We start from the raw sequence: 16,458 nt of genomic DNA, 5'->3' as shown, positions 1-16,458 counted from the left end.
TTTCGGAACTACAACGACTCCAGACACCCCGCCAAATCATTCCCCAGCTTTTCCAGCAACTGCTCATACCCCTGAGCGGTCGCTGGCGTGTACCCGCCCAATGCATCCAGCTCCGCCAATTTCACCGGCAACCCGGCCACCAGGGTTTCTGCCAGGCGTGGGCGCAACGGAGGTTCACTGAACACGCAGGTCTTGCCGACTTCCTGCAACCGCGTGCGCATCGCTGCCACGTGTTGGGCACCGGGCTGCACTTCGGCAGCGACACTGAACACGCCGGTGTGCTTGAGGCCGTAAGCGTCTTCGAAGTAGTCGAAGGCTTCGTGGAACACGAAGTAAGGCTTGCCCGCGATACCCGCCAGACGGGTCTTCAGGCGCAGGTCCAAAGCATCCAGTCGCTCATCGAATGCCTTGAGGTTGCTCTGGTAGCGTGCCGCGTTGGCCGGATCGGCAGCGCTCAGATCGGTGGCCATTTTGGTGGCGATCACTCGGGCGTTGATCGGTGACAACCACAAGTGTGCATCCAGGCTGCCGGGACGGTGATCGTGGTCATGCTCGTCGGCTTCTTCTGCGTCGGAGTGGTTATCTCCGGCGAAATGTCGCAGTTTCAGGCCAGGCAAATCCTGTACCGCGACGTTGGGCAACGTACGACCTTTCAGCACGCGAGGCAGGAAACCTTCCATGTCCGGGCCGATCCAGTACAGCAGATCCACCGATTGCACTTTCCGTACGTCGGAAGGGCGCAAGGCATAGTTATGGGGCGAGGCGCCGGGCGGCAGCAAGACTTCCGGAACTGCTATGCCGTCCTGCACCGCCGCGGCAATCAGCTGCAGGGGTTTGACGCTGGTGAGGACTTTGACCTCGGCTTGAGCTGAGCCGATCAGCAGAAAACTTGCGATAAATGCGACAAAGATGGAAAAAAGTCGGGACACGATGACCACTCGAAGAGGCGAGAACGGGTAACATAATAACGTCTCTCACAAAACTCGTCGCGCTCATGCCTAAAACACCGATTGCCAGCCGTCCCCACGACCACTCTCATTGTGTGCATAGCGCATTGTCTGAGGCCGATGCCTTGTGCGCACGTCAGGGGCTGCGCCTGACCGCATTGCGCCGGCGAGTGCTGGAACTGGTCTGGCAAAGCCACAAACCATTGGGTGCCTACGACATTCTGGCGGTGCTCAGCGAGCAGGACGGCCGCCGCGCCGCGCCTCCAACCGTGTACCGCGCGCTGGATTTCCTGCTGGAAAACGGCCTGGTACACCGGATCTCTTCGCTGAACGCCTTCGTCGGCTGCAATCACCCGGAACACGCTCACCAAGGCCAGTTCCTGATCTGCCGCGAATGCCACGCCGCCATCGAACTCGAACAGAAATCCATCAGCGACGCGATCATCAATAGCGCCAAAGATGTCGGATTTATCGTCGAGGCCCAGACCGTTGAAGTGATCGGTCTCTGCTCGGGTTGCCAGGGGGCTTGATGAGCAACGCGCTGATTCGCCTCGAGCAGGTGGCTGTCACCTTTGCCGGGCAAAACGTGCTGGACAATATCGAGCTAAGCGTCGAACCGGGGCAGATCGTCACGTTGATCGGCCCCAACGGTGCCGGCAAAACCACGCTGGTGCGCGCGGTGCTCGGTTTGCTGAAACCGGACAGCGGCAGCGTCTGGCGCAAGCCGAAGTTGCGGGTCGGTTACATGCCGCAAAAACTTCACGTCGATCCGACCCTGCCGCTGTCGGTGCTGCGCTTCTTGCGTCTGGTTCCGGGCGTGGATCGCGCTCGGGCCTTGGCGGCCCTCAAGGAAGTCGGTGCCGAACAGGTCATCGACAGCCCGGTGCAAAGTGTTTCCGGTGGCGAAATGCAGCGAGTGCTGCTGGCGCGGGCATTGTTGCGTGAGCCGGAACTGCTGGTGCTTGATGAGCCGGTGCAAGGCGTCGATGTGGCCGGTCAAGCCGAGCTCTATAGCCTGATTACACGCTTGCGCGACCGGCATGGTTGCGGCGTTTTGATGGTCTCTCACGATTTGCATCTGGTGATGAGCACCACCGACCAGGTGGTGTGCCTGAACCGCCACGTCTGCTGCTCTGGACATCCCGAGCAGGTCAGCGGCGATCCGGCATTCGTCGAGCTGTTCGGAAAAAACGCACAAAGCCTGGCGATTTATCACCACCATCACGACCACGCCCACGACCTGCATGGCTCGGTGGTCATCGCGGTCCCGTCGACTCACGTTCATGGAGATAGCTGCAAGCATGGCTGATTTTCTGCTCTATGCCCTGCTTGCAGGTCTGGCCTTGGCGCTGGTCGCGGGCCCGTTGGGTTCGTTCGTGGTCTGGCGGCGGATGGCCTATTTCGGCGACACGCTATCCCATGCCGCATTGCTCGGCGTGGCACTGGGTTTTCTGCTGGATGTCAGCCCGACCGTTGCCGTCACGGTCGGTTGCTTGTTGCTGGCGGTATTGCTGGTGACGTTGCAACAACGGCAGCCACTGGCGTCCGACACGCTTTTGGGAATTCTCGCACCGAGCACGCTCTCGCTTGGCCTGGTGGTACTAAGCTTCATGCATGAAGTACGGATCGACCTGATGGCCTATCTGTTCGGCGACCTGCTGGCGATCAGTCCGACCGATCTGGCCTGGATCCTCGGCGGTAGCGCGGCGGTGCTGGCATTGCTGGTCACGCTGTGGCGACCGTTGCTCGCGATCACGGTGCACGAAGAACTGGCCAAAGTGGAAGGTTTGCCCGTGGCGGCGTTGCGCCTGGCGCTGATGTTGCTGATCGCTGTGGTGATTGCGGTGGCGATGAAAATCGTCGGCGTGTTGCTGATTACTTCGTTACTGATTATTCCGGCGGCTGCGGCACAGCGTCACGCCCGCTCGCCGGAGCAGATGGCATTGGGCGCGAGCCTGCTGGGCATGCTCGCGGTGTGTGGCGGGCTGGCGTTGTCCTGGTTCAAGGACACCCCGGCTGGCCCGTCGATTGTGGTGACGGCCGCCGCGCTGTTTCTGCTGAGTTTTGTCCTGCCCCGTCGAGGGGTGTAGACTTGCTCGTTTTTTGCGCAAATAGAGAGTCGCAGGAATGAAGCTGTTCGCCTCCCGTTATCTGCTCCTTGTCGCATTTTCGCTGCTGCTGGGCGCTTGCCAAAGCACGCCACCGGCGGCCACCGAGGCCCCCGATGCGCGGGCCACGGCTATCGCACAGCTGGAACAAAGCCTGGCCAGCAGCGAACTGGCCACCGCCGAAGGGCAATTGGCGGCCTTGCAAGCCGAGTCACCCAACGATCAATCCCTCGAGCAATACCAGCGGCAATTGGCCGAAGCTTATTTGCTGCGCAGCCGGATCGTGCTGCAGAAAGGTGATGTGAATGCCGCGGCCACGGCGCTGAGCCGTGCCCGGGTATTGATGCCTAAGGCTCCGGCGCTGACCGGTGGCGTCAACAGCGCCATTGTCCATGCGCGCAAGGCCGAACTGGATAAAGCCGAAGCGGCTCTCATGGCGGCTGAAGCCAAACCTCAGGCCAAAGTGATCGACCCGACGGCTGAAAGCACTACGGTGGCGTTGAACCTCACCGATATGAGCAAGCTTCGTCGTCAACTGGATGCCATTGCCGCCGACGTGGTGAATTATCAGTGCGATGTGAGCATTCAGGCGCCGCGCACCCAGGATTACCCATGGCTGGCCACGCTGCTGACCAAACGGGTGAAGAAGCTGGATTCGGAGTTTGATCTGAAGCTGGAAAAGCAGATTTTGCGCAACATTCCGGCGCAGATGGTTTTGAGTCCGCGTAAGCCCTAAAAGCTTCGCGGGCAAGCCTCTCTCCTACAGATTCGACGTAAAAAACCTGTAGGAGCGAGGCTTGCCCGCGAAGGCGTCCTCCTATTCGATAAAAATCCTTAAGCCGGAACCGCCTTGGCCTTTGGCTCCCTCTCCCAAACCCGATGCTGCCCGATCGCGGCAAAAAACGCCTTGAACAGCTTGGCATCCGTCCCCACGATCAACCCGGCATCAGCCTCCAGTCTCAACACATCCAGCAACTGCTTCGCTTCGCCATGCAACGCGATGGCCTTCAAATGCTTGTACGCCTCCAGCAGATAATGCAGCGCTACTCCATCGGTACTCAGCGCCTTGATCGAGGCCGCGCCACCCGGCACGAACACCGCGTCGAAGGCTACAGAAGGCAAACCTTCCATCGACGCATCCACCGGCAGCGCTTTGCCATCGGCGGTTGTCACGGGGGCCGAGGTCGGGCCGAGCAGTTTGGCGTGCGCGCCTTCGGCCATCAGAGCCTTTTTCATCGCATCAACCGCTGCGCCATCCACCCCGTTGGCCGCCAAAATGGCCACTTTTCGGGTTTTGATATCCCCCGACAGCAGGTTGGCCTGGCTCAGGGCGGGGGAGTGGTCGAGTGAAGTTTTGCGCACCTCGACCGTTCCGGCCTTCGGTACCGGCAAGCCCAGGTTCTGCGCCACGCGTTTGGCCAGTTCCAGATCGATATTGGCCAGGATCTCATTCACCTGCCGCGCACGAATAAATTCGCGTTCGACCTTGCCCAGCTCGAAGCTGTAGGCCGCGATGATGTGTTCCTGTTCGTGCTTGCTCATGCTGTGAAAGAACAGCCGCGCCTGAGAGAAGTGGTCGGCGAACGACTCGCTGCGCTGGCGGATTTTCGCAGCGTCGATGCGCTCCGGATAAGTCTCGAAGCCACCGTTCTGCGCGGCTGGTGGGGTTTCCTTCGGCCAGCCGCTGTCGATAGAGTTCGGCTCGTAGGAGGCGCGTCCCTTGTCGATGGTGGTGCGGTGCTGCGCATCTCGTTGGCCGTTGTGGAATGGTGAAACCGGACGGTTGATCGGGATCTCATGAAAATTCGGCCCACCCAGTCGGCTGATCTGCGTATCGGTGTAGGAAAACAACCGACCTTGCAGCAACGGATCATTGGAGAAGTCGATCCCCGGCACGATATGCCCGGGGCAGAAGGCAACCTGCTCGGTTTCGGCGAAGAAGTTGTCCGGGTTGCGGTTGAGCACCATCTTGCCCAGCGGAGTGATCGGCACGACTTCCTCGGGAATGATTTTGGTTGGATCGAGAAGGTCGAAATCGAAGGCATGTTCGTTTTCCTCCTCGATGACCTGTACGCCCAATTCCCATTCCGGGTAGTCCCCCATCTCGATGGACTCCCAAAGATCACGACGGTGGAAGTCGGTGTCTTTACCGGCAAGCTTCTGCGCTTCATCCCACACCAGCGAGCAGGTACCGGCGGCGGGGCGCCAGTGGAATTTTACGAAGCGCGCCTTGCCTTCGGCATTGATCATGCGAAACGTGTGCACGCCGAAGCCTTGCATGGTGCGCAGGCTTTTGGGGATCGCCCGGTCAGACATGGTCCACATCACCATGTGCGCGGATTCCGGCACCAGAGAAACAAAGTCCCAGAACGTATCGTGGGCCGAACCGCCGGTAGGAATCTCATTGTGGGGCTCGGGTTTTACCGCATGTACGAAGTCAGGAAACTTGATCGCATCCTGAATGAAGAACACTGGCATGTTGTTGCCCACCAGATCGAAGTTGCCTTCATCGGTGAAAAACTTCACCGCGAAACCTCGTACGTCCCGGACGGTATCGCCTGACCCGCGTGGGCCTTGCACCGTGGAAAAGCGCACAAAAACCGGAGTCTTTTGAAGTGGGTCTTGTAGGAATCCGGCCTTGGTCAGTACCGAATGGGTTTCATACGCCTGGAAGTAACCATGGGCGCCGGTACCACGGGCATGGACGATGCGCTCGGGAATGCGTTCATGGTCAAAGTGCGTGATCTTTTCACGCATGATGAAATCTTCCAGCAACGACGGCCCGCGGGCACCGCCCTTCAACGTGTTCTGATTGTCCGCGACCTTTACGCCCTGGTTGGTGCGCAAGGCCTGCTCGGAGGCATCGGAGCGAAATTTTTCCAGGCTGTCGAGCTTGGCGTTGGTGTTGCTGCGGTCCAGGGTATCGGTCCCGGCCAGTGCGCTTTTGGGGGCGGCAGGCTTTTTAGTACTCATCAGACGTAAACTCCTCGTTGCGATTCCCGTCGGGCCAAGGCTTCTGAGCCATTGCCCAGCCACGGCATCCAGGCATTCTCGAGTTGCTTAATCAGTGACCGATGGGGAGTTGGCGCCGTTCCTTTTTTCTGACCTTTGATCGCGTTATTGCCAAATCGCTGGTTGAATGCGAAATAAATGCTAAGAACCTCTATACGGACAGGCTAAAATGCGCGCCCGGCTAACCGCTGATCCTTTTCTAACGCGCCCCACAAGGTTCGCTACGTGATCGAGTTTCAAAACGTCCACAAAACTTACCGCGTCGCCGGTAAGGATATTCCCGCCCTGCATCCAACCAGTCTGACGATTGAGAATGGTCAGGTCTTTGGCTTGATCGGCCATTCCGGCGCGGGAAAAAGTACCCTGCTGCGTCTGATCAATCGCCTGGAGAACTCCAGTGGCGGCAAGATCATCGTCGATGGCGAAGAAGTCACCGCGCTGGACGCCAATAGCCTGCGGCGCTTCCGTCAGCAGGTCGGGATGATTTTCCAGCACTTCAACCTGCTGGCGTCCAAAACCGTGGCCGACAATGTCGCGCTGCCGCTGACCCTCGCCGGTGAACTGTCCCGTAGCGAAATCGACCGGCGTGTGGCGGAGTTGCTGGCGCGGGTCGGCCTGTCTGACCATGCGAAAAAGTACCCGGCGCAACTGTCTGGTGGTCAGAAGCAGCGTGTCGGCATCGCCCGCGCCCTGGCAACCAAACCGAAAATCCTGCTGTGCGATGAAGCCACCAGTGCCCTGGACCCGCAAACCACGGCGTCGGTCCTGCAACTGCTGGCCGAGATCAACCGTGAGCTGAAACTGACCATCGTCCTGATCACCCACGAAATGGATGTGATCCGTCGGGTCTGCGATCAGGTGGCGGTAATGGATGCCGGCAAGATCGTCGAGCAGGGTCCGGTGGCCGAGGTGTTCCTGCACCCCAAGCACCCGACCACCAAGCGCTTCGTGCAGGAAGACGAGCAAATCGACGAAAGCGAACAGCGCGACGACTTCGCTCATGTACCGGGGCGTATCGTGCGTCTGACCTTCCAGGGCGAAGCGACCTACGCGCCATTGCTGGGTACCGTCGCCCGGGAAACGGGGGTGGACTACAGCATCCTGGCCGGTCGTATCGACCGCATCAAAGACGTCCCTTATGGGCAATTGACCCTGGCCGTCACCGGTGGCGATATGGAAGCGGCGTTTGCTCACTTCACTGCAGCTGACGTCCACATGGAGGTGCTGCGCTGATGGAAGTCCTGATGAGTTTCTTTTCCAATATCGACTGGTACGAAATCTGGCTGGCTACCTGCGACACCCTGCTGATGCTCGGCGGTTCGCTGTTGTTCACCGTGCTGTTGGGCCTGCCGCTGGGCGTGTTGTTGTTCCTGTGCAGCCCGCGCCAGTTGCTGGAAGCCAAAGGTGTGTACGCGATGCTGTCGCTGGTGGTGAACATTCTGCGTTCGCTGCCATTCATCATTTTGCTGATCGTGATGATTCCGTTCACCGTGTTGATCACGGGCACCTCCCTGGGTGTCGCCGGTGCGATTCCACCGCTGGTGGTGGGTGCCACGCCGTTCTTCGCGCGACTGGTGGAAACCGCCCTGCGTGAAGTGGATCGCGGCATCATTGAGGCGACCCAGGCCATGGGCGCGACGACACGTCAGATCATCATCAATGCCTTGCTGCCGGAAGCCCGCCCGGGCATCTTCGCGGCGATTACGGTGACAGCGATTACACTGGTGTCCTACACGGCAATGGCCGGTGTGGTCGGCGCTGGCGGCCTGGGCGACCTGGCGATCCGTTTCGGTTACCAGCGTTTCCAGACGGATGTGATGGTTGTGACGGTGGTATTGCTGCTGATGCTGGTTCAAGTGCTGCAAACCGTTGGCGACAAATTGGTTGTCCACTTCTCACGTAAATAAGTCATGAGCCGGCCATTCGCTGGCAGGCGCCAAACGGGCGCCTCACAAGGAGTTAGCTGAATGAAAAAACTACTCGTCGCGTTCGCTGCCGTTGCAGCCTTTTCCGCACACGCTGCCGACACCCTGACCGTCGCGGCCACCCCGGTGCCTCATGCGGAAATCCTCGAGTTTGTTAAACCGGCCCTGGCCAAAGAAGGCGTGGACCTGAAGGTCAAAGTCTTCACCGACTACATCCAGCCGAACGTGCAGGTGGCCGAGAAGCGTCTGGACGCCAACTTCTTCCAGCACCAGCCGTACCTGGATGAGTTCAACAAGGCCAAGGGCACCAACCTCGTCAGCGTTGCCGGTGTACACCTGGAGCCGCTGGGCGCTTACTCCAGCAAGTACAAAGCGCTGACCGAGCTGCCGGGCGGCGCCAACGTGGTGATCCCGAACGACGCCACCAACGGTGGTCGTGCGCTGTTGCTGCTGGCGAAGACTGGCCTGATCAAGTTGAAGGACTCGAACAACATCCTGTCGACCGTGAAGGACATCACCGAGAACACCAAGGACCTGAAATTCCGTGAACTGGAAGCCGCGACCATCCCGCGCGTGCTGACTCAGGTCGACCTGGCGCTGATCAACACTAACTACGCGCTGGAAGCCAAGCTCGATCCGTCCAAGGATGCGCTGGTCATCGAAGGCAGCGACTCGCCGTACGTGAACATCCTCGTTGCCCGTCCGGACGACAAGGACAGCGCTGCGATGCAGAAACTGGTTGCTGCCCTGCACAGCCCGGAAGTGAAAGCCTTCATTCTCGAGAAGTACAAAGGCGCGGTATTGCCAGCGTTCTGACGTTGAAGGGGACGCAGAGCATCCTTGGCTGCATTCCCACGCGGAGCGTGGGAACGATCAAAAAAACGGGGACGCAATGATTGCGTCCCCGTTTTTTTATGCCTGAAACACCCCCCCTGTAGGAGCCAGGCTTGCCGGCGAAGGCGCCCGCGAGATCGCCTTCGCCGGCAAGCCTGGCTCCTACAGGGGGGGGGTGGTTATTCGCGCTTGAGCATCACCGGCAACTGCGCCACCAGCTTCTGATTGTTCAACGGTGCACGAATAAATCCGCGTTGAGTCCCGTCCGGCCCGATCACCGCGAGGTTGCCGCTGTGGTCGACGGTGTAATTAGGCTTGCTGGTGTCCGCCGGAATAAACGGAATACTCACCGCATTGGCCAGTTTCTGAATGTCTTCGACCGAGGACGCAGTCAGCCCGATAAATTGCGGATCGAAGTAGCCCAGGTATTGCTTGAGTTGCTTTGGCGTGTCGCGATTCGGGTCGACGCTGACCAAAACGACCTGCAACTTGTCCACAGCATCCGCCGGCAGTTCGCTCTTGATCTGCCGCAGCTGGGCGAGGGTGGTCGGGCAGATGTCCGGGCAGAAGGTGTAGCCGAAGAACAACACGCTCCATTTGCCTTTCAGCTCGTTGACCGCCACCGGTTTACCGTCCTGATCGGTCATCTTCACGTCTGGCAGGTTACGGCTTTGGGGCAACAGGATGATCCCCGCATCGATCAGTGCCGTCGGGTCGCCCTGGTTTTTTCCGGTCAGTACTTTATTAATGGTCAGGCCCAGGATCAGCGCGATCAAGGCGACGAGAATGAAGACGGTTTTCTGGGTTCGAGTCATAGGTTCAACAGTAAGTAGTGGTCTACGAGCAGCGCGATAAACAGCAGGAACAAGTAGTAAATAGAGTACTTGAACGTGTTGATCGCCGCGTGCGGCCGAGTGCCACGGTACAGCACCACGGCCCATTGCAGAAACCTCGCGCCCAGTGCGAGGGCACAAATCAGGTAGAGCACGCCGCTCATGTGGATTACGTAGGGCATCAGGCTGACAGCCAGCAGCGCAAAGGTATAAAGCAGGATGTGGACTTTGGTGTAGTGCTCGCCATGGGTCACCGGCAACATCGGAATGTCAGCCTTGGCGTATTCCTCTTTGCGATGAATCGCCAGTGCCCAGAAGTGCGGCGGGGTCCAGGCGAAGATGATCAGCACCAGCAGCAACGGTTCGGCGCTGACATGACCGGTGGCGGCGGTCCAGCCGAGCAGCGGCGGGGCCGCACCAGCGAGGCCGCCGATGACGATGTTCTGCGGCGTCGCGCGTTTCAGGAAGCCGGTGTAAACCACCGCATAACCGAGCAAGGATGCGAGGGTCAGCCATGCCGTCAACGGGTTGGTGAAGGCCAGCAGCAAAGACTGGCCGAGCACTGCCAGCACCAGAGCGAAAGTCAGCGCAGCGGTTGGAGAAACCCGACCTTCGGCCAAGGGCCGCTTGTGGGTCCGGGCCATGACAGCATCGATGCGCCGGTCCACCACATGGTTGACCGTTGCCGCACCGCCGGCACACAAGGCAATCCCCAGATTGCCGAACACCAGCACCGTCCACGGCACCCCGGCGCGCGTCGCGAGAAACATGCCGACCAACGAGGTGATGAGCATCAGCACCACCACTTTCGGCTTGGTCAGCTCCAGGTAATCGCGCCAGATTGCCTGACTGTGACGTTCGCCGATCAAGGTCGCCATGGCATTTCTCCTTTTATTGTTATGGGCCCGGCCGAGTGTTTACGCAGGCTGAGACGCCAACGCACTGGGGGCTGATGCTTGACCCGAACCAGACTGGTTCGTGCGTGATAATTGACCAGCACCATCGTCAGCAACAGCGCTGCGCCACCGGCGTTGTGGGCGACGGCCACCGGTAGTGGCAAGTGGAACACCACATTGCTGATGCCCAGGGTGATTTGTGCGGCCAGGGCGATCAGCACCATGGCGGCCAGGCGCGTCATGCCAACGACCTTCAGTTGCCAGGCCAGACCGAGCAGAACGAGGGTGACCAGTAACGCGCCGATGCGATGAGTCAGGTGAATCGCGGTGCGGGCATCGCTGTCCAGTTGCCCGCCCAGGTAATTGGGGCCGATGTGTTGGGTCAGGTGAAAGCCGTTGGCGAAATCAGCCGGTGGCAGCCATTGCCCGTGGCAGGTCGGAAAGTCGATGCAGGCCACCGCCGCGTAATTGGAACTGACCCAGCCACCCAGGGCAATTTGCAGGATCACCAGCAACAACCCGGCGGTCGCCCAGTGCTGCAAACGCCGTGGCACGGTCAGCGCCGGCAACACGCCGGACAGGCGCAAGGTCAGCAGAAACAACAGGCTCAAAGTCGCAAAGCCGCCGAGCAAATGCCCGGTGACCACTTGCGGCCACAGCTTGAGCGTCACCGTCCACATGCCGAACGCCGCTTGGGCGAACACCACCACCAGCAAGAACAACGGTAATTTCACCGGCTGCCCCGGGTGATGACGATGGGTCCAGGCCCGGCCCGCCAGCACCGTGATCAATAGGCCCAATGTGCCGGCGAAGTAGCGGTGAAGCATCTCGTTCCAGCCTTTGTGGGCTTCTACCGGCGTATCGGGAAAATGCAGTTCGGCATGGGCCAGTTGGGCTTCGCTGTTCGGCACGCTGATAAAGCCGTAGCAGCCGGGCCAGTCCGGACAGCCGAGGCCTGCATGGGTCAGGCGTGTGTAGGCGCCGAGCAACACCACAATCAGTGCCAGCAAGGTGGCAAACAGCGCGAGGCGAAATCCAGGTTTGGCCATGACGATGCCCTTATCCGATGTTCGACAGTTTCAGCAAATGGCGCAGGTCGTTGAGCAGGTCCTTGCCCTTCACCGTCGGGTCGTAGCGCAGCACCAAATTGCCGTGAGGGTCGATGATCCACAGGTGCGGCGTGTCATTGCTCTGCGCGCCTTTGATGTAGGTCGGCGGGTCCAGCGAATAGCGCTGCAACTGCGGGTACTCGCGTTGAAGTTTAGTCGCGTAATCGCTGTTCAGCGGCTGCGCGATGGCCAGCGCATGGCTGGCGCGGGAGGCATCGCGACCGAGGCCGATCTGGATCTGCCGCGCCAGATAAACCAGCTGCTGGCAGTCCACCGAACAGTCCTTGGGCGCCGTCACCAGTAACTGCCAGCGGTCTTCTTGCGCCGGTACGCCGATGTCGGCGCGGGTCTGGCCGTTGCCGATCAGTTCACCGTGATAACTGCGGCCCTCCGGCACCCAGAACTGCAATTTGTACATGCCGGTGGCGAGGATCATCGGACCGATCACTCCCAACAGGATCAGTAACAACTGCAAGCGCCCGCGCCGACGATTTACCGGCGTTTTCGCCTCAGACATGCCGGGTGGATTCATGGCCGCTCCCATTATTTTTCTCCTTTGCGTTGTGCCAGCCGAGATAGAGGTAAAGGCCGAGCAGGGCTATCGACAGGGCGAACCACTGCACGGCATAAGCCAAGTGTTTTTCCGGCCCCATGGCCACCACCGGCCAATCGGCCTGGTAGGTCGCGGGACCGCTTTGCGCGCGTAATTCGTAGGCGAAACCGTCACGACCAAGCGCCGCCCAGAGCCTGGCCGGTTCAATGGCGGTGACCAGTTGTGGCCAGGTTGTGGCGTCTGGGTCGGCGTGCAACTGGAACGTTGCGCCGGGGGAGACGTAGACCCAGGCGTCGAGGCTCAATGCCTGAGTCGGTGTGGTGAATGACGGCGGTGTGCGCCGATCCGGCCACGGCAACCAGCCGCGATTGACCAGTAGCCAGAGCCCGGTTGCCCGGTCCTGAAACGGTTGCAGCAGCTCGACCCCGACCTTGCCGTCGCGCTGACGGTTGTCCAGCAGCAGACTGTGTTCGGCATCGAACTGGCCATGCAGGCGAACCCGGCGGAAGGCCGGATCTTCGGTGTGTTGCAGTTCAGTGCTGGCCATCGGTTCGGCCGCCCGGCGCTCGGCGTAGCTTTGCAGCAGCGCGCTTTTCTCCGCGCCCCGGCTCAACTGCCAGAACCCGAGTGACACCAGCAACGGCAGCAGCATCGCGACCATCAGAGTCGGCACGAGGCCCGGCCGGAAGCGTTTCATGGCGTCGCCTGAAAGTCGGTAGTTGCGATAGCTATACTCAAATGCATCGCCTGTCCCCCGGAGTGTCACCATGCTCAAAGCAGCCATCGTCCTGATGCTGATTGCCACGGTCGTCAGCCTGTTCAGCGGCCTGTTTTTTCTGGTCAAGGACGACAGCCACTCGAATCGCCTGGTCATCGCCTTGAGTGTTCGTGTTGCGCTGGCCGCCACCACTGTCGGCTTGATCGCCTGGGGTTTTTTCAGCGGCCAGTTGGTGTCTCACGTGCCTTGGTAGTCATGAGAGCCAAGGCTCAGAGCACGTAGACGAAAACGAACAGACCGATCCACACCACGTCCACGAAGTGCCAGTACCAACTCGCCGCCTCGAAGCCGAATTGATGGTCGGCATCGAAGTGCCCGCGCATGACCCGCATCAGCATCACGAACAGAATGATGGTGCCCATGGTCACGTGAGCGCCGTGGAAACCGGTGAGCATGAAGAAGGTCGCGCCGTAGATGCCGGAACCCAGAGTCAGGCCCAGCTCGTGGTAGGCGTGCAGGTATTCTTCGGCCTGGAAACCGAGGAACGCGCAACCGAGCAACACGGTCAGTGCCAGCCAGATTTTCAGTGCGCCGCGGTGGCCTTTTTTCAAGGCATGGTGAGCAATGGTCACCGTGACACTGGAACTCACCAGCAGCACGGTATTGAGCAGCGGCAGGCCCCAAGGGCTGATGACTTCCTTGGGTGGAGGAAAGAGTTTCGGGTCCGGATTGTTCAGCAGCGGCCAGGTGAATTCAAACGCTGGCCACAGCATGTGAGCGATGCCTTTGGTGCCTTCACCGCCCAGTGCCGGGCCCGTGATGTTGCGCACATAAAACAGCGCACCGAAAAAGGCGATGAAGAACATCACCTCCGAGAAAATGAACCAGCTCATGCCCCAGCGGAACGAGCGGTCCATCTGTGCGCTGTACAACCCTTGGCGACTTTCCTTGATCACCGTACCGAACCAGCCGAACAGCATGTAGGCCAGCAACAGGCTGCCGACGAAAAAGATCAATGGACCATGGGATTCCGGACGCGCAGCCTTCAGGTCGTTGAACCAGGTGCCCAGGCCGAACACTGTGATCAGCATCCCGAACGTGGCGATAATCGGCCATTTGCTCTGGGCTGGAACGTAATAATGTTCATGAGTTGCCATTTATTGTTCTCCTTATCGGGCACGCTTTAACGCCTAGCCGCCTGTGCTTGCTGCAACAGCCACGGGCGGATGACGTGCGGTGATATCGAACAGCGTGTAGGACAGCGTCAGGTGCTTCACTTCCTTGGGCATGTCGCGGTCAACAATGAACCGTACCGGCATCTCGATTCGCTGACCGGGCTGCAGCACTTGCTGGGTAAAGCAGAAACATTCGGTCTTGTGGAAGTACGCGGCTGCGTTGCTGGGCGCGATGCTCGGCACCGCCTGAGCGCTCATCGGGCGATCAGTCGGGTTGTGGGCGATAAAAATCATCTCGTTCACCGCCCCCGGGTGAGCGGTCAGCTCATCACTCTTGGGATAGAAATCCCAGGTCATGTCGGCGGCGTTGGTCGACAGAAACTGCACGCGAACCTGCCGCGAGGCGTCGACCGTTTGCTCGCCTTCATACTGCCCGGAGGTTTTGCCATTGATGCCGAACGCCTTGCACATCACGTCGTAGATCGGCACTAGGGCAAAACCGAAGACAAACATTGCTACCACCACCAGCAACAGGCGGGTGACCAGTTTTTTCATCGAAATCGAATCAGCCATCGCACGAGCCCTCTACGCGGAACCCTGTGGGAGCGGGCTTGCCCGCGATAGCGATATGTCTGACACACCGCGCCGCATGCATCGCAGGCAAGCCAGCTCCCACAGGAATTCCCACAAGACCGAGGCGTTTCATTTCACTTCCGGCGGCGTAGTGAAGGTGTGATACGGCGCGGGCGACGGAATGCTCCATTCCAGGCCTTCGGCGCCATCCCACGGCTTGGCCGGTGCCGGCTCGCCGCCACGAATGGTCTTGATCACGATGAACAGGAAGAAGATCTGCGTGGCCCCAAACATGAACGCGCCGATCGACGACACCATGTTGAAGTCGGCGAACTGCAGGTTGTAGTCCGGAATCCGCCGCGGCATGCCCGCCAGGCCCACGAAGTGCATCGGGAAGAACGCCAGGTTCATGCCGATGAACGAGAGCCAGAAGTGCAGCTTGCCGAGGGTTTCGTCGTACATGTGGCCGGTCCATTTCGGCAGCCAGTAGTAGGCCGAAGCGAAGATCCCGAAGATCGCTCCCGGCACCAGCACATAGTGGAAGTGCGCGACCACGAAGTAGGTGTCCTGGTACTGGAAGTCCGCCGGGGCGATCGCCAGCATCAACCCGGAGAACCCGCCAATGGAGAACAGGATGACGAACGCCACGGCGAACAGCATCGGCGTCTCGAAGGTCAGCGAGCCTTGCCACATGGTGCTGGCCCAGTTGAACACCTTGACCCCGGTGGGCACCGCGATCAGCAGCGTGGCGTACATGAAGAACAACTCGCCCACCAGCGGAATGCCGACCACGAACATGTGGTGCGCCCAGACGATGAACGACAGGAACGCAATACTCGCCGTGGCGTAGACCATCGAGGTGTAGCCGAACAATGGCTTGCGCGAAAAGGCCGGAATGATCGAGCTGACGGCACCGAAGGCTGGCAGGATCATGATGTACACCTCGGGGTGCCCGAAGAACCAGAACACGTGCTGGAACAACACCGGGTCACCGCCACCGGCGGCACTGAAGAAACTGGTGCCGAAGTGGATGTCCATCAGCATCATGGTCACGCAGCCGGCCAATACCGGCATCACCGCGATCAGCAGGAATGCGGTGATCAGCCAGGTCCAGACGAACAGTGGCATTTTCATCAGCGTCATGCCGGGGGCGCGCAGGTTGAGGATGGTCGCGATCACGTTGATCGCCCCCATGATCGAACTGATCCCCATCAAGTGGATGGCGAAGATGAAGAACGTCACGCTTTCCGGCGCGTAGGTCGTCGACAGCGGGGCATAGAAGGTCCAGCCGAAGTTCGGCCCGCCGCCGGGGGTGAACAGGGTCGATACCAGCAGCAGGAACGCTGCCGGCAACAGCCAGAAGCTGAAGTTGTTCATCCGCGGCAAGGCCATGTCCGGCGCGCCGATCATCAACGGGATCATCCAGTTGGCGAGGCCGACGAAGGCCGGCATCACCGCACCGAACACCATTACCAGGCCATGCATGGTGGTCATCTGGTTGAAGAATTCCGGCTGGACGATTTGTAGTCCCGGCTGGAACAGCTCGGCACGAATCACCATGGCGAACGAGCCGCCCAGCAGGAACATGGAGAACGCAAACCACAGGTACAGCGTGCCGATATCTTTGTGGTTGGTGGTCAGCACCCAGCGCATCAGGCCTTTGGCGGGGCCGTGGGCGTGGGCGGTGCCGGTATGAACATGGTCATCGACTACAGCAGTCATGTCCTGTCTCCTGCAAACGGATGGGCTGGGCGGGCCGGGGCGTCATGCCCCGA

Annotated in this window: 18 protein-coding genes; 8 read left to right on the top strand and 10 right to left on the bottom strand. The window is 60.0% G+C overall.

Features of this window, described 5'->3' with window-relative positions; all coding sequences use genetic code 11:
- Positions 1-8: 8 nt before the first annotated feature.
- Entirely contained in the window at positions 9-929 is a 921-nt protein-coding gene (locus tag F6R97_RS14070) for a zinc ABC transporter substrate-binding protein (protein ID WP_315866704.1), read from the bottom strand.
- Between the two features lie 65 nt (positions 930-994).
- On the opposite strand from F6R97_RS14070, the gene zur reads away from it, so the two are divergent.
- Genes zur through F6R97_RS14050 form a run of 4 tightly spaced genes read left to right on the top strand, consistent with a single transcriptional unit; the run spans position 995 to position 3,791 of the window.
- Positions 995-1,477, top strand: coding sequence for a zinc uptake transcriptional repressor Zur (gene zur / locus F6R97_RS14065; RefSeq protein WP_007902861.1), 483 nt, complete (start codon positions 995-997; stop codon positions 1,475-1,477).
- Positions 1,477-2,256, top strand: a complete 780-nt coding sequence (gene znuC / locus F6R97_RS14060; RefSeq protein ID WP_048397334.1) for a zinc ABC transporter ATP-binding protein ZnuC — start codon at positions 1,477-1,479, stop codon at positions 2,254-2,256. The genes zur and znuC overlap by 1 nt, the downstream gene beginning before the upstream one ends.
- On the top strand, positions 2,249-3,037 hold the full coding sequence (znuB, locus tag F6R97_RS14055; RefSeq protein WP_030129661.1) for a zinc ABC transporter permease subunit ZnuB: 789 nt from the start codon (positions 2,249-2,251) through the stop codon (positions 3,035-3,037). Before znuC ends, znuB begins: the two co-directional genes overlap by 8 nt.
- A gap of 37 nt (positions 3,038-3,074) precedes the next feature.
- Entirely contained in the window at positions 3,075-3,791 is a 717-nt protein-coding gene (locus F6R97_RS14050; RefSeq protein ID WP_038980338.1) for a PA5502 family lipoprotein, read from the top strand.
- Between the two features lie 98 nt (positions 3,792-3,889).
- On the opposite strand, the gene katE is transcribed toward F6R97_RS14050, so the two are convergent.
- Positions 3,890-6,028, bottom strand: coding sequence for a catalase HPII (gene katE / locus F6R97_RS14045; protein WP_048397333.1), 2,139 nt, complete (start codon positions 6,026-6,028; stop codon positions 3,890-3,892).
- A 264-nt stretch (positions 6,029-6,292) separates the two neighbouring features.
- Between katE and F6R97_RS14040 the strand changes: the two genes are divergently transcribed.
- The 3 genes from F6R97_RS14040 to F6R97_RS14030 are packed head-to-tail and all read left to right on the top strand — an operon-like array spanning position 6,293 to position 8,808.
- Positions 6,293-7,300 carry a methionine ABC transporter ATP-binding protein gene (locus F6R97_RS14040; RefSeq protein WP_038980336.1) on the top strand — a complete coding sequence of 336 codons (1,008 nt, stop codon included), beginning with the start codon at positions 6,293-6,295 and terminating at the stop codon, positions 7,298-7,300.
- Complete coding sequence (locus tag F6R97_RS14035; protein ID WP_052963571.1) at positions 7,300-7,974, top strand: methionine ABC transporter permease; 675 nt, start codon at positions 7,300-7,302, stop codon at positions 7,972-7,974. Before F6R97_RS14040 ends, F6R97_RS14035 begins: the two co-directional genes overlap by 1 nt.
- A gap of 60 nt (positions 7,975-8,034) precedes the next feature.
- Complete coding sequence (locus F6R97_RS14030) at positions 8,035-8,808, top strand: MetQ/NlpA family ABC transporter substrate-binding protein (protein WP_315866703.1); 774 nt, start codon at positions 8,035-8,037, stop codon at positions 8,806-8,808.
- 197 nt (positions 8,809-9,005) lie between these two features.
- On the opposite strand, the gene F6R97_RS14025 is transcribed toward F6R97_RS14030, so the two are convergent.
- Genes F6R97_RS14025 through F6R97_RS14005 form a run of 5 tightly spaced genes read right to left on the bottom strand, consistent with a single transcriptional unit; the run spans position 9,006 to position 12,914 of the window.
- Positions 9,006-9,641, bottom strand: coding sequence for an SCO family protein (locus tag F6R97_RS14025; protein ID WP_048397331.1), 636 nt, complete (start codon positions 9,639-9,641; stop codon positions 9,006-9,008).
- Positions 9,638-10,537, bottom strand: coding sequence for a heme o synthase (gene cyoE / locus F6R97_RS14020; RefSeq protein WP_038980332.1), 900 nt, complete (start codon positions 10,535-10,537; stop codon positions 9,638-9,640). Before cyoE ends, F6R97_RS14025 begins: the two co-directional genes overlap by 4 nt.
- Positions 10,525-11,604, bottom strand: coding sequence for a COX15/CtaA family protein (locus tag F6R97_RS14015; RefSeq protein WP_038980331.1), 1,080 nt, complete (start codon positions 11,602-11,604; stop codon positions 10,525-10,527). Before F6R97_RS14015 ends, cyoE begins: the two co-directional genes overlap by 13 nt.
- 10 nt (positions 11,605-11,614) lie before the next feature.
- Positions 11,615-12,208: a hypothetical protein gene (locus F6R97_RS14010; protein WP_038980330.1), complete on the bottom strand. Its 594-nt coding sequence runs from the start codon at positions 12,206-12,208 to the stop codon at positions 11,615-11,617.
- Positions 12,174-12,914 carry an SURF1 family protein gene (locus F6R97_RS14005; protein ID WP_048397328.1) on the bottom strand — a complete coding sequence of 247 codons (741 nt, stop codon included), beginning with the start codon at positions 12,912-12,914 and terminating at the stop codon, positions 12,174-12,176. The genes F6R97_RS14010 and F6R97_RS14005 overlap by 35 nt, the downstream gene beginning before the upstream one ends.
- 70 nt (positions 12,915-12,984) lie before the next feature.
- Between F6R97_RS14005 and F6R97_RS14000 the strand changes: the two genes are divergently transcribed.
- Positions 12,985-13,188 (top strand): twin transmembrane helix small protein, encoded by a 204-nt coding sequence (locus tag F6R97_RS14000; protein ID WP_030129650.1) that lies wholly within the window; start codon positions 12,985-12,987, stop codon positions 13,186-13,188.
- 16 nt (positions 13,189-13,204) lie between these two features.
- On the opposite strand, the gene F6R97_RS13995 is transcribed toward F6R97_RS14000, so the two are convergent.
- The 3 genes from F6R97_RS13995 to ctaD form a co-directional block, all read right to left on the bottom strand.
- Complete coding sequence (locus F6R97_RS13995) at positions 13,205-14,092, bottom strand: cytochrome c oxidase subunit 3 (RefSeq protein ID WP_038980328.1); 888 nt, start codon at positions 14,090-14,092, stop codon at positions 13,205-13,207.
- A 33-nt stretch (positions 14,093-14,125) separates the two neighbouring features.
- On the bottom strand, positions 14,126-14,683 hold the full coding sequence (locus F6R97_RS13990; protein WP_315866702.1) for a cytochrome c oxidase assembly protein: 558 nt from the start codon (positions 14,681-14,683) through the stop codon (positions 14,126-14,128).
- Positions 14,684-14,812: 129 nt separating this feature from the next.
- Positions 14,813-16,405 (bottom strand): cytochrome c oxidase subunit I, encoded by a 1,593-nt coding sequence (gene ctaD, locus F6R97_RS13985; protein WP_050681399.1) that lies wholly within the window; start codon positions 16,403-16,405, stop codon positions 14,813-14,815.
- Positions 16,406-16,458 lie beyond the last annotated feature (53 nt).

It is taken from the genome of Pseudomonas sp. JV414, assembly GCF_032424305.1.
Classification (GTDB): domain Bacteria; phylum Pseudomonadota; class Gammaproteobacteria; order Pseudomonadales; family Pseudomonadaceae; genus Aquipseudomonas; species Aquipseudomonas lini.
The sequence above is the reverse complement of the archived record's forward strand: the minus strand, read 5'-3'. Positions and strand labels throughout refer to the sequence as shown.

Excerpts from the sequence above, each read along its gene's own strand:
- zur (WP_007902861.1), top strand. The coding sequence starts at position 995 with ATGCCTAAAACACCGATTGCCAGCCGTCCCCACGACCACTCTCATTGT.
- znuC (WP_048397334.1), top strand. The coding sequence starts at position 1,477 with ATGAGCAACGCGCTGATTCGCCTCGAGCAGGTGGCTGTCACCTTTGCC.
- znuB (WP_030129661.1), top strand. The coding sequence starts at position 2,249 with ATGGCTGATTTTCTGCTCTATGCCCTGCTTGCAGGTCTGGCCTTGGCG.
- F6R97_RS14050 (WP_038980338.1), top strand. The coding sequence starts at position 3,075 with ATGAAGCTGTTCGCCTCCCGTTATCTGCTCCTTGTCGCATTTTCGCTG.
- katE (WP_048397333.1), bottom strand. The coding sequence starts at position 6,028 with ATGAGTACTAAAAAGCCTGCCGCCCCCAAAAGCGCACTGGCCGGGACC.
- F6R97_RS14035 (WP_052963571.1), top strand. The coding sequence starts at position 7,300 with ATGGAAGTCCTGATGAGTTTCTTTTCCAATATCGACTGGTACGAAATC.
- F6R97_RS14030 (WP_315866703.1), top strand. The coding sequence starts at position 8,035 with ATGAAAAAACTACTCGTCGCGTTCGCTGCCGTTGCAGCCTTTTCCGCA.
- F6R97_RS14025 (WP_048397331.1), bottom strand. The coding sequence starts at position 9,641 with ATGACTCGAACCCAGAAAACCGTCTTCATTCTCGTCGCCTTGATCGCG.
- cyoE (WP_038980332.1), bottom strand. The coding sequence starts at position 10,537 with ATGGCGACCTTGATCGGCGAACGTCACAGTCAGGCAATCTGGCGCGAT.
- F6R97_RS14015 (WP_038980331.1), bottom strand. The coding sequence starts at position 11,604 with ATGGCCAAACCTGGATTTCGCCTCGCGCTGTTTGCCACCTTGCTGGCA.
- F6R97_RS14010 (WP_038980330.1), bottom strand. The coding sequence starts at position 12,208 with ATGGGAGCGGCCATGAATCCACCCGGCATGTCTGAGGCGAAAACGCCG.
- F6R97_RS14005 (WP_048397328.1), bottom strand. The coding sequence starts at position 12,914 with ATGAAACGCTTCCGGCCGGGCCTCGTGCCGACTCTGATGGTCGCGATG.
- F6R97_RS14000 (WP_030129650.1), top strand. The coding sequence starts at position 12,985 with ATGCTCAAAGCAGCCATCGTCCTGATGCTGATTGCCACGGTCGTCAGC.
- F6R97_RS13995 (WP_038980328.1), bottom strand. The coding sequence starts at position 14,092 with ATGGCAACTCATGAACATTATTACGTTCCAGCCCAGAGCAAATGGCCG.
- F6R97_RS13990 (WP_315866702.1), bottom strand. The coding sequence starts at position 14,683 with ATGGCTGATTCGATTTCGATGAAAAAACTGGTCACCCGCCTGTTGCTG.
- ctaD (WP_050681399.1), bottom strand. The coding sequence starts at position 16,405 with ATGACTGCTGTAGTCGATGACCATGTTCATACCGGCACCGCCCACGCC.